This window comes from Serratia sp. NA_13 (assembly GCF_052691735.1).
Window position 1 is genome coordinate 255,736 of the sequence record NZ_JBQZFV010000003.1, and the last position, 12,447, is coordinate 268,182.

Below are 12,447 nucleotides of genomic sequence, written 5' to 3' on the forward strand. Positions count from 1 at the left end.
CCGCGTTTTTATTGAGGTCACAATGGCAATTCAGGGTATTGAAGGGGTATTGCAGCAGCTACAAGCCACTGCGATTCAGGCCGGATCGATGGGGCAAGAGGCTGCTGCGCCAGGTGTCAGTTTTGCCAGTGAGCTGAAAGCGGCGATCGGCAAGATCAGCGATACCCAGCAGACCGCACGCAAGCAGGCGCAGAATTTTGAGATAGGTGTGCCGGGTATCAGCCTGAATGATGTGATGGTCGATCTGCAAAAGTCATCGATCTCGCTGCAGATGGGCGTACAGGTGCGTAATAAGCTGGTTTCCGCTTATCAAGAGGTAATGAATATGGCGGTGTGATGGATTGGCCCCGAGATTGAGGCCAGGATCTATCGAGTGTTTGTTTCAGGAGAGCAGTTCAACGATTTGCTTACGAGCTGCTACCAGGCCGCTGTCGCGTCCATGCGGTTTCATATCGAGACCTTCGGCATAAACGAACTGCACTTCACTGATACCCATCAAACTTAAAATGGAGCGCAGGTAGGGCGTGACCACATCGGTATCTTGCCCGACATGTACACCACCGCGAGAACTGATCACCAGAGCTTGCACACCCTCCACCAGACCGACCGGATAAGTCGCGGTGTAATTAAATGTCACGCGCGCACGTGCTACCAAATCAAACCAGTTCTTTAGATGTGTCGGCACGTTATGGTTGTACATAGGTGCGCCAATTATCACCAGATCGCTGGCTTTGAGTTCGGCAATTAATTGGTCGGAAAGCGCGACTCCGTCCTTGATCCGCTGGCTCGATATTTCACCGCCGCGTAGAGCGCTGAATAACTCAGCGTCCAGCACTGGCAGGTTAAGCGCCACCAAATCGCGTACCACGACGTTGTCTTTCATCCCCCTGGCACTACGTTCGCTCAACAGGCTGTCGATAAGCCCATTGGTGTGAGATTGGTCGCCCATGATGCTGGATTTGAGTACCAGAATATTGTTCATGATTTTTTCCTGAGAGTGGTTTGGGTAAATGCCCAGGCGTCAACTTTTCCGCCGGTGCATTCGAGAGACCCTATGCTAGCATTGCTTAATATTCACCAGTGGTGATAGTGTTTCACATCATTGGTGCCAAAATGGACGCGATAAGGTGAGAACCGAACTCAATGGGATACCGGTATTTGTTGCCGTGGCGGAAGCCGGCAGCTTTGCCAGCGCCGCAGAAAAGCTGCATCTGACGCGTTCCGCCATCAGTAAAATCATTTCCCGCCTGGAGCAACGGCTTGGGGTGATGCTGTTTCTGCGTACTACCCGCAGCCAAAGCCTGACGGATGAGGGGGTTTTGTTCTACGAGCACTGCCGGCAAGCATTGGCAACCATCAACAGTGTGGAAGATTTGTTGGACAGCGGTAAAGTGCAGGCCAGTGGGCGGCTACGGGTGTCTATGCCGGTGCTGTTCGGTCATTTGTGCATTGCCCCCTTGCTGACAGATTTGGCGCAACAGCATCCGCAATTGACACTTGAACTGTCATTTAGCGATCGAAGGGTAGACCTGATTGATGAGGGTTTCGACATGGCTATTCGCATAGGTGCCTTGCCGGACAGCAGCAGTCTGGTTGTCCGGCAGCTTGGCCAGCACGGCATGGCTTTTTGCGCGTCTCCGGCCTATTTACAACACTATGGCGAGCCGCAATCGCCAGTTGAACTTGGTCAGCATCAGGCAGTGGGGTATTTGCGGGCCGGTATCTTGCAGAAATGGCAACTCAGAGACGCCAGTGGTCACCTGCAGGAAATCAGGCCCCAGGCAAGAATAATGATGGACGATATGCAGGCTATTGCCAATGCCGCCGTCAGCGGTGCCGGCGTAGTTTGGTTGCCTTATTGGCTGGTTCGCGAGCCGCTTGCCGACGGTCGGTTGGTTGCGCTAATGCGTGACTGCCACGGCGTAGATTTCCCGATAAATGCAGTCTGGCCCTACGCCGCTTATCAACCCTTAAAAGTCCGGTTGGCAGTAGATCAATTGTTGGCGCAACTGCCAGCAAGATTGGCGCAGGTAGGGCCTTAGGTTGCGATGACGGGGGGTTGAACACTGGATTGGCGTATTACTCTCGGCATAGCGATTACCAATCGCTGGAGTAACAGGGCAGAAACCCCGGTTTAACTCACATTGCGGTGCTTGTCACGGCGTTATAATTTCCGGATTAAGGCAGTTTTGATTACCGGGAAAGATAATGAGCAGCAAAAGTGAACAAAGATGGCGGCTGTTGAGTATTTTAATTCTGGCCGTTTTGGTCGTATTAATAATCGTTTTAATTAAGCAAAGCTAAAAAAACCCGGGCCACTTTTGTGGCCTTGCCAATGCTATCCCACCTGGCTGTTTTCCGCTAACCCGCACTGCATAAACGACGCTCCCGTTGTTCAATGATTTAACTTATGCCCGTGGCTGTCATTCCCGTGCTTCCATCATGCTGAAATGATCGGGGCGAATTGCGCCGGCCTCCATTGCCCGCTGGTGGCCGCGAATGGCGGTGGGGGCAAAGCCAAACCGTTTGCGAAAACGTTCTGCAAAGCGTGAGGAACTTTCATAACCGACGTGTTGGGCGATGGCGGAGATGGGCCAATCGGTGGATTGCAGCAATGCCAGTGCGCTGCTCATGCGTACGTCGATCATCAGACTCCGTAACGAATTATTTTCTGCCGACAGCTTTCGGCGAAGCATCACTTCACTCATCGACAGGGTGTTCGCTACCTCGGCCGCCGTCCAGATATTATGTGGATCGGTTGCCAGACAGCGGCGCACCTGCTGGGTTAAATTTCTGGCCTCGTTATGAATGAAGCTGATATTGAATTGCTTCAGCCACAGCAGAATTTCCAGCATTTTGTGGCGGATGATGACCGCAGGGAAACGATGTCTCAGTGCCAGCGCCAGGCTGGTGGCTTCAAAACTGTGTATTAGCGCGCAGGGTAGATTACGTAATGCCAACACCGCGTCAAATACAGCAGTGGGCTGGGTTTCAACCTGGGCCGGTGGTGCGGCGAGCAGCAATGGATCGCAGATCAACAACTGACAGCTGAACACCCCTTTCTCTGAGGGCTCATTAACAATATCTACGGTTTGCCCTCCGTCGATAATCAACAATTCCCCGCTATGAGCCACCAATTCACGCTGTTGCCAACGTACGCGTTTGTGGCCTTGCTGTACCAAATACAGATGGGGTTGTTCAAAATAGACTGAAGGGAATAATAATTCAGTATGTTGAATGATATGCGCCGAAGCACCAATTCCAGGGCAAAGATTAATTGTACGTTCCATCGATATTCATTTCGCAGCCAGTATCTGAGAATATCTTTACGCTTTGATCGGCGTTGGAGCAACATTTTTCCATGCGTTGTGAAGCACAACGACGTGTTTTATCTATCAAAAATCAATTTCCTGATGAACAGAAAACGTCCGTGTCGGCCTAATGTTTATCCGTCTCGTAGGGGCATTACATGCCGCGCTCGTGCTAACCGGGCGAATACATTCGTGCCCTACCAGGCCGGGGTGAAAAATATTACAGGTGTATATAATTCAAATGCCATGGATTAATATCCTGACTTAACCGGAGAATAATAGTGCATAGTGCTATTTATTCTGCATTTTCCTTTATTGTTATGAGTTCATCTGATTTGCGGCTCTCCTAACAGCAGTGCGCGGTCGTGAAACTGACCATAGGTGCTGTTGACCACGTTCTGACGCGTTGACTGGCCAATCAATTCTTTTAATTGGTCCATGCGTTGTTGCAGCAGGCGTTTAAGCTCGGTTTCGTTGTCCAGGATCTGCTGCAATTTATTGCGCAGCAACTCCTGTAATGCCATTGACGGCCCGACCTGACCGGTAAAGGCGGCAGTGCTTTCCACTGCAGTTACATAGGCCAGTTCCAGTTCGATCAACTCTTCCCATTTTTCAGTTTGCGCCAGGGCGATCATCTGGCTGCTCAGGTTGTATATTTTTTGATACGCGGCGAGCAATTGCTGTTGACGTTCCATTATACGGCGTCCTGAGAAGGGTGGTAATTGGGGCCAATCTGGCGCCAGGCGTCGGCAATATTTTCCAGCAGCTTGACCACTTCGGTGATCGCCGCCTCGTCATTATGCAGATTGGCCTGCATCAGACGCCTCTTCATATAGTCATATAGCGCCGCCAGATTATCGGCCATTTCGCCGCCCTGTTGGTGGTCGAGACCACTTTTCAGGCCGTTATCGATAATGTTGATGGCCTTTGACAGCGCCAGTCCCTTGCCAGCGATATCGCCCTGTTTCATCAGAATGCGTGCGCGTAACAGGGCGCTAAGCGCCCCGTCGAAAAGCATCACGATTAACTGATGCGGGCTGGCGCTCATTACGCCGCTTTCCAGACTGACCTGGGCGTAGGCTTGAGTTCCGCTTCGGTTATACATGTGATTTATTACCTGGTTAAAAAGTTCTTATTTGAACTGTTGGGTTAAATAATTACCTGTACTGCTCAACTTGGACATCATGGTATCCAGTTGAACGAATTGTTGTTTATAGCGATCTATGGTGTTTTGAATACTGGCGGTCACGGTGGTGATCTGGCTATTCAGGCGGTCGAGGTTGGTATTGATGCTTTTGGTCGAGTTCTCGATGATGCCGCCGGCCTTGATATAGTTCTGGATCTCGTTATGGATCTCGGTCGCCATACCGGTATCCTTACCGTTGCCGGCGAAGAAGTTAGCAACCTGTGCCGGTTTTTCATCGATGGCTTTGTTCAACTTGGTGCTGTCGATTTCCAGTTTTCCGGTTTTGGTGTTAGTCGAGATGCCCAGGTTGCCCAGTCCCTTCAATTCCGGGTTGTCCTGTGCGGCGCTGAGCGCGCTTTTAATCGACGACTGAATGCCACGCAGGGTGTTATCCCCCAACAGTGCGCCGTTTTTGGCATTCTGCGCTTCACCGCTTTTGACCGGGGTAAATTTGCTTAGCGAGTTAAAGGTGTCCAGCAGCGAGTTATAGTTATCTACCCACTCTTTGATCTTATCGGCAGTACCGGCTTTATCGGTGCTGATCACCAGGTTTTGTGGTGTGTCGGCTTTGGTGACGGCTTTCAGGTCAATAGTCACGCCCTGCAACGCATCAACAATAGAGTTGGTGCTGCGTTTGATCGGCGTGCCGTTGACCTCGATCTGGGCATCCTGGCCGGCCACGGTTTGCTTCATCGAACCGCTTTTGGTTGTGTTGTCGTAGTTGAGGATAGCCCCCAACTTATCGTCATTATTGACCTGCACCGAGATGGTACTTTTCTCCCCGGTGGTGCTGGAGCTGAGTGCTAACTGGTAGTCGTCATCCCCTACGCGCATGATGGTGGCGTTGACGCCGGCCTTGGCGTTGTTAATCGCATCACGCATTTCCACCAGCGAAGTTTGTTCATCGCTCAGTGGGATCTTCACGTCTTTTTGCGGATTACCGGCGGTGATAGTGATTGAGCGGTCACTGCTGCCGGGAGTGCCCAACTGTGCGGTCTGATTGGCAATCGGAGTTTGGGTGGTCAGCGTTTGCGGCTGAGCCAGCGCATTCACTTTAACAATGTAGTTACCCGCCACGGCCTTGTCGGTAGTGGTGATGGTGAACTGGTCGTGCTTGCTGGTGGTGGTGTTGTTGAAAAACGCCGGTTTTGCCAGCTCTTTACTCAAGTTATCGAATTTTTCCAACGACCCCTTCAGGGTACCGTAAGCCGTCAGTTGGGCGTTATAGCTGGTCTGCTGGGTGGTATAAGGGGTCAGCCGCTGCTGTTCCGCTTTGGTCAGTTTGTCCAGCAAGCCGTTGAGGTCGAGTCCTGAGCCGATGCCTAATGAGCTGATCGATGCCATTGGTAATTCTCCTTGATTATGACTTTATTCGCTTTATGCGTTTATCGGCGCAGTGGAGAAAAAGTTTACCGAAAAAATAAAAAACTGATGACGCAATAGAAGAAGGAAAAAGCCCGTTATTTCTGCCATTGCCGCCAGGCGAAAAAAAAACAAAAAATTTCTAAAGGTTGCAGGGGGAGGGCCGATACCTGATGGGACGGTGGTTGACGCCGTGGGCAAAGTAGCCCGAACCTTTTAACCACATTGCGAAGCTCGCAACTGATTCGTAAGGAAAGCATACAATGGCACAAGTAATTAACACCAACAGCCTGTCTCTGATGGCGCAGAACAACCTGAACAAATCACAGTCTTCTCTGGGTACTGCGATTGAGCGTCTGTCTTCTGGCCTGCGTATCAACAGCGCCAAGGATGACGCCGCGGGTCAGGCAATCTCTAACCGTTTCACCGCTAACATCAAAGGCCTGACTCAGGCTTCCCGTAACGCCAACGACGGTATCTCTCTGGCGCAGACCACTGAAGGCGCACTGAACGAAGTGAACGACAACCTGCAGAACGTCCGTCGTCTGACCGTACAGTCTCAGAACGGTTCTAACTCAGAAAGTGATCTGAAATCTATCCAGGACGAAATCACCCAGCGCCTGTCTGAAATTAACCGTATTTCTGACCAAACTGACTTCAACGGCGTGAAGGTGTTGAGTAAAGATCAGAACCTGACCATCCAGGTAGGTGCTAACGATGGTGAAACGATTGATATTAATCTGAGCCAAATTAACTCTAGTACCCTGAACTTAGATGATTTCGACGTAAGCAAAAGAACGGGTGTTCGTCTTGGTGGTGCAGTCGCTAACGGTGCAGTAATTGGTAAAACTGCCGAATCAGCCGCTGGTGCTAATGATGGTAAAGACATCGTTTTCGATAAAAGTAAAATGGGCGCCGGTGAGACGCTGGTAACGGGTACTGATAAAGATGGTAAAGCCGGTTACTATATCCAGAAAGTTGATGCAACCACTGGTGAAAAAACCGTCAGCGAAGCTACTATTGCTGATGATGGTGCAGTGACAGCAGGTGCTGCAATTGAGAAAAAAGATATCGAAGATCCATTGGCTACCCTGGACAAAGCACTGTCTCAGGTTGACGGTCTGCGTTCTTCTCTGGGTGCGGTACAGAACCGTTTCGATTCTGTTATCAACAACCTGAACAGCACTGTGAACAACCTGTCTGCTTCCCAGTCTCGTATTCAGGATGCTGACTACGCGACCGAAGTGTCCAACATGAGCCGTGCCAACATCCTGCAACAGGCTGGCACCTCTGTTCTGGCACAGGCTAACCAGTCTACTCAGAACGTGTTGTCCCTGCTGCGTTAATCGACTCTCCTCGATTAACCTGTCGCAAAAAACCCCGCCTCGGCGGGGTTTTTTTATGGCCGCTTTCCGCCGGGAGAGTGCATGGCGCAAATAAGGCCTGTTTTGTACGACTGTTCAGTCGATTGGCATTTTGCCCCCTACGGATAATAGCTCTGACTCTCTTATCCGCAGGTTTTAGACATAGTGAGCGATTTGTATACCGCCGAAGGCGTGATGGACAAAAATTCTCTCTGGCTACGCTACGTTCCATTAGTGCGCCACGAGGCGTTGCGCCTGCAGGTCAGGCTGCCCGCCAGTGTGGAGCTCGACGATCTGCTACAGGCCGGAGGAATCGGCCTGTTGAACGCCGTTGAGCGTTATGACGCCATGCAGGGCACAGCCTTTACTACCTACGCGGTACAACGTATCCGTGGTGCCATGCTTGATGAGCTGCGCAGCCGCGACTGGGTGCCGCGCAGTGTGCGTCGCCACGCGCGTGAAGTGGCGCAGGTCATGCGGCAATTGGAACAGCAACTCGGCCGCCCGGCCAGCGAAGTGGAAGTTGCACAGGCGCTGAACCTGTCACTGGATGAGTACCGTCAAATTCTGTTGGACACCAATAACAGCCAACTTTTCTCCTACGACGAATGGCGGGAAGAGCATGGTGAAAGCGCGGAACCGCTGCTGGAAGGGCACGAAGAGGCCAATCCGTTACATCATCTGCTGGAGGGTAATCTGCGCCAACGGGTGATCGACGCCATCGAGGCGTTGCCGGAACGCGAGAAAATGGTGCTGACGCTGTATTACCAGGAAGAGTTGAACCTGAAGGAGATCGGTGCCGTGCTGGACGTGGGGGAGTCGCGTGTCAGTCAACTGCACAGTCAGGCGATCAAGCGCCTGCGCGCCCGTTTGGCGAGCGAGAACTGACATGCATTCAACTCTGAACCTTCAACCTTGCCACCCTTGCGAAAACCGGACTGCCTAATGCCAGCAATATTGTTGAAAAAACGGCCACTGAGCCGTTATTTAAAAGATTACAAACACAGCCAGACTCATTGCTCCCAGTGCGGCAAATTGTTGGATCGCATGGCGTTGGTGTTTCGTGGCAAGATCATCAATAAAGACGCCATTGCGCGGATGGATCAGCCGATTGACGATCACGTCTGGTTGAACGTGCAAAATGAGCTGACCGCACTGTGCCGTTTCTGCAGTGAAATTTCCTGCAACAGCCATCCGAGCTATTTCGACATCATGGCCTTCAAGCAGTATCTGTTTGAACAGACTGAAATGAGCCACAGTACCATTCGCGAGTACGTGGTGCGCCTGCGTCGACTGGACGAAATGCTGGTGGAACGCAACTACCCGGCCGACAAGTTTGCCAGCAACGCTAACCATCAACGTATCATTGAAGACTTGCCTTCTGCGGCACACAACAATTACCGCATTGCCCTGCGTAAATACGACCAATATCTTGCCTGGCAGAAAAGCTACTGATCTTGCCTCCCCGGCACGGCGGCCGGGGTTTCCACCGCTCTCCCATCACTAATAAAGAGTGATTATTAAGTTCACATCTGCTAAATCTATCCTTTGGCTATTGATACCTTATTCCCCGGGGGAAGTTGTGAATCTGCAACAAAAATTGGCGCAGTTCCCGCGTCTCGATTTAGTCGGCTCTGCCACACCGCTCGAAAAGCTGTCTCGCCTCTCAGACTACCTTGGCCGTGAAATTTACATCAAACGTGATGATGTCACGCCGATGGCGATGGGTGGTAACAAACTGAGAAAGCTTGAGTTTTTTGCCGCCGATGCGCTGCGTCAGGGAGCCGATACGCTGGTTACCGCCGGTGCTATTCAATCCAACCATGTGCGCCAAACGGCGGCGGTGGCGGCCAAGTTGGGCCTGCACTGCGTGGCGTTGCTGGAAAATCCGATTGACACCCAGGAAGAAAATTATCTGACCAACGGCAACCGCTTATTGCTCGGGCTGTTCAACGCGCAGGTGGAAATGTGCGAAGCGCTGCACGATCCGCAGCAGCAGTTGGCCGATCTGGCTACGCGCCTCGAAGCACAAGGCTTTCGACCTTATGTGGTGCCGGTAGGTGGCTCTAATGCGCTGGGTGCATTGGGTTACGTACAGTGTGCGCTGGAAATTGCCGAGCAGAGTCGGCGCAGTAAGGTCGCTTTCAGCTCGGTAGTGGTGGCGTCGGGCAGTGCCGGTACCCATGCCGGGTTGGCGGTTGGTCTGCAGCAATTGCTGCCGGAGACTGAACTTGTCGGTGTGACCGTTTCACGCAAAGTCATCGACCAATTGCCCAAGGTGGAACTGATCCAAAAAGCGCTGGCCAGCAGTTTGGATATCGACGAACTGGCCCCCATCACACTGTGGGATGATTACTTCGCACCGCAGTACGGCATGCCAAATGAAGAAGGGCTGGCGGCGATACAGTTGCTGGCACAGCAGGAAGGGGTGTTACTGGATCCGGTGTATAGCGGCAAGGCAATGGCTGGACTGATAGACGGCGTAGTCCAGCAGCGTTTCCGTGATGACGGCCCGATTCTGTTCATCCACACCGGTGGTGCTCCGGCGTTATTTGCCTACCATCCACAGGTGTGAGTGCGCTTGGTTATTCCATTTTGAACTATATTTATAATGTTATATTCCTATGTTCAGATGTTGTGGCTGTTAAAGTGCTGATATCACAAAAGATAAACAACAGATGGGGTGTTTATGATGTTTTCTAAAGTTCGTCGTCAATTGCTGCTGGGTGTGATGGGCGTGGCGCTGACCGCCGGTTTGAGCACGCAAACCTATGCCGCCGATAACCTGCTGGAGCAGGTGAAACATCACGGGACCCTGGTCGTAGGGCTGGAGGGCACTTACCCGCCGTTCAGCTTCCAGGGGGAAGACGGCAAACTGACCGGCTTTGAAGTGGATTTCGCCAATGCGTTGGCGCAGCATCTTGGCGTAAAAGCCAAGCTGAACCCGACCAAGTGGGATGGCATGCTGGCCTCGCTGGATTCAAAGCGTATCGATGTGGTGATCAACCAGGTGACCATTTCGCCAGAGCGCCAGAAGAAATATGATTTCTCCACGCCTTATACCGTCTCCGGTATTCAGGCGCTGGTGAAGAAGGGCAATGAAGGCACCATCACCAAGCCGGACGATCTGAAAGGCAAGAAGGTTGGTGTCGGCCTGGGCACCAACTATGAACAGTGGTTGCGTGACAATGTGCAGGGCGTGGACGTGCGCACCTATGATGATGACCCGACCAAATACCAGGATCTGCGCGTAGGTCGTATCAATGCCATTCTGGTTGACCGTTTGGCCGCACTGGATCTGGTGAAAAAAACCGGCGATACGCTGGCGGTAGCAGGCCCGGCGTTCTCTCGCCAGGAGTCTGGCGTTGCGGTACGTAAAAACAACCCGGAACTGCTGGCCGCGATTAATCAGGCGATTGCCGACATGCAAAAAGACGGCACGCTGGCGAAGATCTCTGACAAATGGTTTGGCGCGGACGTAACTAAATAATGCACGAAAGTATTCAACTGGCGCTGGATTCAGCGCCATTTTTATTGAGGGGCGCGCTACTCACTCTCCAGCTCAGTCTGGGGGGCATGGCGCTCGGTTTATTGCTCGGTTTTCTGCTGGCGCTGATGCGCCTTTCGTCGTTATGGCCGCTGTCATGGCTGTCGCGTTTCTACGTGTCGCTGTTCCGTGGCACGCCGTTGATTGCCCAGCTGTTCATGATTTACTACGGCCTGCCGCAGTTCGGTATCGAGTTTGATCCCTTCCCGGCGGCGCTGATTGGCCTGTCGCTCAATACCGCGGCTTATACCTCCGAAACCCTGCGTGCGGCGATTTCGTCGATCGAAAAAGGGCAGTGGGAAGCCGCAGCCAGCATCGGTATGACCCGTTGGCAAACGCTGCGCCGGGTTATCTTGCCGCAGGCGGCGCGTACCGCATTGCCTCCGTTGGGTAACAGCTTTATCGGCCTGGTGAAAGACACCTCGCTGGCGGCGACCATTCAGGTACCGGAACTATTCCGTCAGGCACAGTTGATTACCTCGCGCACCCTGGAAGTGTTCACCATGTATCTGGCGGCCTCGCTGATTTACTGGGTGATGGCGACTCTGCTTTCTGCGCTGCAAAATCGTCTGGAAGCCCACGTCAACCGCCAGGATCAGGAGTAACGCATGAGTGCCATCGAAGTAAAACAGCTGATCAAGCAGTTCAAAGGTCAAACGGTGCTGCATGGGATTGATCTGGAGGTTAGGGCGGGCGAAGTGGTGGCGATTATCGGGCCCAGCGGTTCGGGTAAAACCACCTTGCTGCGCTGCATCAACCTGCTGGAAGTGCCGGATTCAGGTACCATTCGCGTCGGTGATATTCAGATCGACAGCGCCAAATCGCTGAGCAAACAGAAAAATTTGGTGCGGGCGTTACGCCAGCAAGTCGGGTTCGTGTTCCAGAGCTTCAATCTGTTCCCACACCGTTCGGTACTGGAGAACATTATTGAAGGCCCGGTTATCGTAAAAGGTGAGTCAAAAGTCAGTGCTGAACAGCGGGCGCAGGCATTGTTGGCTAAAGTGGGTTTGAACGGTAAAGAGTCCGCCTATCCACGTCGCCTTTCCGGCGGCCAACAGCAACGGGTAGCGATTGCCCGCGCGCTGGCGATGCAACCGGAAGTGATCCTGTTTGATGAGCCCACTTCTGCGCTGGATCCGGAACTGGTAGGCGAGGTGCTCAATACCATCCGTTCGCTGGCGGAAGAAAAGCGCACCATGGTGATCGTGACGCACGAAATGAGCTTTGCCCGTGATGTGGCCGACCGCGCCATTTTTATGGACCACGGCCGTATCGTCGAGCAGGGCCCGGCGAAAGCGCTGTTCGCTAATCCGCAACACCAGCGCACCCAACAATTCCTCGATAAATTCCTGAATCAGTCGTAACCGCCAGGGGGCCTGGCCCCCTGATCCGGTCACTAAATGGCTTTTAATAACTCATTGCGTGCAGCCGTGGCGAGAAAGGCACTGCGGCTACTGTAAGCCGGATGCTGTTGAACCAGAGAATCAATGCGATTCAACAGGCGGTGCGGCAGCGTGATATTAATGCGTTCAGCCCGTCCATCAAATTTATCCATATTGATATCAACCAGCAGCCATTGTCCGCCGACCAGGGTAAATAGCAGCCCGGTACGTCGGGAAAGAAGTCGCTGGCGCTGCCATCTGGATCTGAGTGTATTAAGAGGGGTAGAACATAGTT

The 12,447-nt window shown here is 52.5% G+C and carries 14 protein-coding genes and 1 pseudogene; 9 read left to right on the top strand and 6 right to left on the bottom strand.

Annotation, left to right across the window (positions count from 1 at the left end; genetic code table 11):
• The first annotated feature begins 22 nt into the window (after window positions 1-22).
• Entirely contained in the window at window positions 23-337 is a 315-nt protein-coding gene (gene fliE / locus ACUTSU_RS07900; RefSeq protein ID WP_445650527.1) for a flagellar hook-basal body complex protein FliE, read from the top strand.
• A 45-nt stretch (window positions 338-382) separates the two neighbouring features.
• Here the strand turns inward: fliE and ACUTSU_RS07905 are convergent, their stop codons facing one another.
• A complete protein-coding gene (locus ACUTSU_RS07905; RefSeq protein WP_445650528.1) occupies window positions 383-982 on the bottom strand; it encodes an NAD(P)H-dependent oxidoreductase in 600 nt (199 codons plus the stop codon).
• A 145-nt stretch (window positions 983-1,127) separates the two neighbouring features.
• Between ACUTSU_RS07905 and ACUTSU_RS07910 the strand changes: the two genes are divergently transcribed.
• On the top strand, window positions 1,128-2,042 hold the full coding sequence (locus ACUTSU_RS07910) for a LysR family transcriptional regulator (protein WP_445650529.1): 915 nt from the start codon (window positions 1,128-1,130) through the stop codon (window positions 2,040-2,042).
• Between the two features lie 381 nt (window positions 2,043-2,423).
• Here ACUTSU_RS07910 and ACUTSU_RS07915 read toward each other — a convergent pair whose 3' ends face one another.
• From ACUTSU_RS07915 to fliD, 4 genes are all read right to left on the bottom strand, one after another.
• The gene (locus tag ACUTSU_RS07915) at window positions 2,424-3,290 is read right to left on the bottom strand and encodes a helix-turn-helix transcriptional regulator (RefSeq protein ID WP_445650530.1); all 867 of its coding nucleotides are present in this window, start codon (window positions 3,288-3,290) and stop codon (window positions 2,424-2,426) included.
• A 347-nt stretch (window positions 3,291-3,637) separates the two neighbouring features.
• Window positions 3,638-4,006, bottom strand: coding sequence for a flagella biosynthesis regulatory protein FliT (gene fliT / locus ACUTSU_RS07920; RefSeq protein WP_445650531.1), 369 nt, complete (start codon window positions 4,004-4,006; stop codon window positions 3,638-3,640).
• A complete protein-coding gene (gene fliS / locus ACUTSU_RS07925; protein WP_445650532.1) occupies window positions 4,006-4,416 on the bottom strand; it encodes a flagellar export chaperone FliS in 411 nt (136 codons plus the stop codon). The genes fliT and fliS overlap by 1 nt, the downstream gene beginning before the upstream one ends.
• A 27-nt stretch (window positions 4,417-4,443) precedes the next feature.
• A complete protein-coding gene (gene fliD, locus ACUTSU_RS07930; RefSeq protein WP_445650533.1) occupies window positions 4,444-5,841 on the bottom strand; it encodes a flagellar filament capping protein FliD in 1,398 nt (465 codons plus the stop codon).
• A 281-nt stretch (window positions 5,842-6,122) separates the two neighbouring features.
• Here fliD and ACUTSU_RS07935 point away from each other — a divergent pair, with 281 nt between their 5' ends.
• From ACUTSU_RS07935 to tcyN, 7 genes are all read left to right on the top strand, one after another.
• Window positions 6,123-7,205, top strand: a complete 1,083-nt coding sequence (locus ACUTSU_RS07935; RefSeq protein WP_445650534.1) for a FliC/FljB family flagellin — start codon at window positions 6,123-6,125, stop codon at window positions 7,203-7,205.
• 183 nt (window positions 7,206-7,388) lie between these two features.
• Complete coding sequence (locus tag ACUTSU_RS07940) at window positions 7,389-8,111, top strand: RNA polymerase sigma factor FliA (RefSeq protein ID WP_445650535.1); 723 nt, start codon at window positions 7,389-7,391, stop codon at window positions 8,109-8,111.
• A 57-nt stretch (window positions 8,112-8,168) separates the two neighbouring features.
• The gene (fliZ, locus tag ACUTSU_RS07945) at window positions 8,169-8,678 is read left to right on the top strand and encodes a flagella biosynthesis regulatory protein FliZ (RefSeq protein ID WP_445650536.1); all 510 of its coding nucleotides are present in this window, start codon (window positions 8,169-8,171) and stop codon (window positions 8,676-8,678) included.
• A 127-nt stretch (window positions 8,679-8,805) separates the two neighbouring features.
• Entirely contained in the window at window positions 8,806-9,798 is a 993-nt protein-coding gene (locus ACUTSU_RS07950) for a D-cysteine desulfhydrase (RefSeq protein ID WP_445650537.1), read from the top strand.
• Between the two features lie 114 nt (window positions 9,799-9,912).
• Window positions 9,913-10,713: a cystine ABC transporter substrate-binding protein gene (gene tcyJ / locus ACUTSU_RS07955; protein WP_153859971.1), complete on the top strand. Its 801-nt coding sequence runs from the start codon at window positions 9,913-9,915 to the stop codon at window positions 10,711-10,713.
• On the top strand, window positions 10,713-11,375 hold the full coding sequence (tcyL, locus tag ACUTSU_RS07960; RefSeq protein ID WP_445650538.1) for a cystine ABC transporter permease: 663 nt from the start codon (window positions 10,713-10,715) through the stop codon (window positions 11,373-11,375). Before tcyJ ends, tcyL begins: the two co-directional genes overlap by 1 nt.
• A gap of 3 nt (window positions 11,376-11,378) precedes the next feature.
• Window positions 11,379-12,134 (top strand): L-cystine ABC transporter ATP-binding protein TcyN, encoded by a 756-nt coding sequence (tcyN, locus tag ACUTSU_RS07965; protein ID WP_445653986.1) that lies wholly within the window; start codon window positions 11,379-11,381, stop codon window positions 12,132-12,134.
• Between the two features lie 32 nt (window positions 12,135-12,166).
• Here tcyN and ACUTSU_RS07970 read toward each other — a convergent pair.
• Window positions 12,167-12,443 (bottom strand): annotated as a pseudogene (locus ACUTSU_RS07970) (type II toxin-antitoxin system HicB family antitoxin).
• Window positions 12,444-12,447 lie beyond the last annotated feature (4 nt).

Excerpts from the sequence above, each read along its gene's own strand:
- fliE (WP_445650527.1), top strand. The coding sequence starts at position 23 with ATGGCAATTCAGGGTATTGAAGGGGTATTGCAGCAGCTACAAGCCACT.
- ACUTSU_RS07905 (WP_445650528.1), bottom strand. The coding sequence starts at position 982 with ATGAACAATATTCTGGTACTCAAATCCAGCATCATGGGCGACCAATCT.
- ACUTSU_RS07915 (WP_445650530.1), bottom strand. The coding sequence starts at position 3,290 with ATGGAACGTACAATTAATCTTTGCCCTGGAATTGGTGCTTCGGCGCAT.
- fliT (WP_445650531.1), bottom strand. The coding sequence starts at position 4,006 with ATGGAACGTCAACAGCAATTGCTCGCCGCGTATCAAAAAATATACAAC.
- fliS (WP_445650532.1), bottom strand. The coding sequence starts at position 4,416 with ATGTATAACCGAAGCGGAACTCAAGCCTACGCCCAGGTCAGTCTGGAA.
- fliD (WP_445650533.1), bottom strand. The coding sequence starts at position 5,841 with ATGGCATCGATCAGCTCATTAGGCATCGGCTCAGGACTCGACCTCAAC.
- ACUTSU_RS07935 (WP_445650534.1), top strand. The coding sequence starts at position 6,123 with ATGGCACAAGTAATTAACACCAACAGCCTGTCTCTGATGGCGCAGAAC.
- fliZ (WP_445650536.1), top strand. The coding sequence starts at position 8,169 with ATGCCAGCAATATTGTTGAAAAAACGGCCACTGAGCCGTTATTTAAAA.
- tcyJ (WP_153859971.1), top strand. The coding sequence starts at position 9,913 with ATGATGTTTTCTAAAGTTCGTCGTCAATTGCTGCTGGGTGTGATGGGC.
- tcyL (WP_445650538.1), top strand. The coding sequence starts at position 10,713 with ATGCACGAAAGTATTCAACTGGCGCTGGATTCAGCGCCATTTTTATTG.
- tcyN (WP_445653986.1), top strand. The coding sequence starts at position 11,379 with ATGAGTGCCATCGAAGTAAAACAGCTGATCAAGCAGTTCAAAGGTCAA.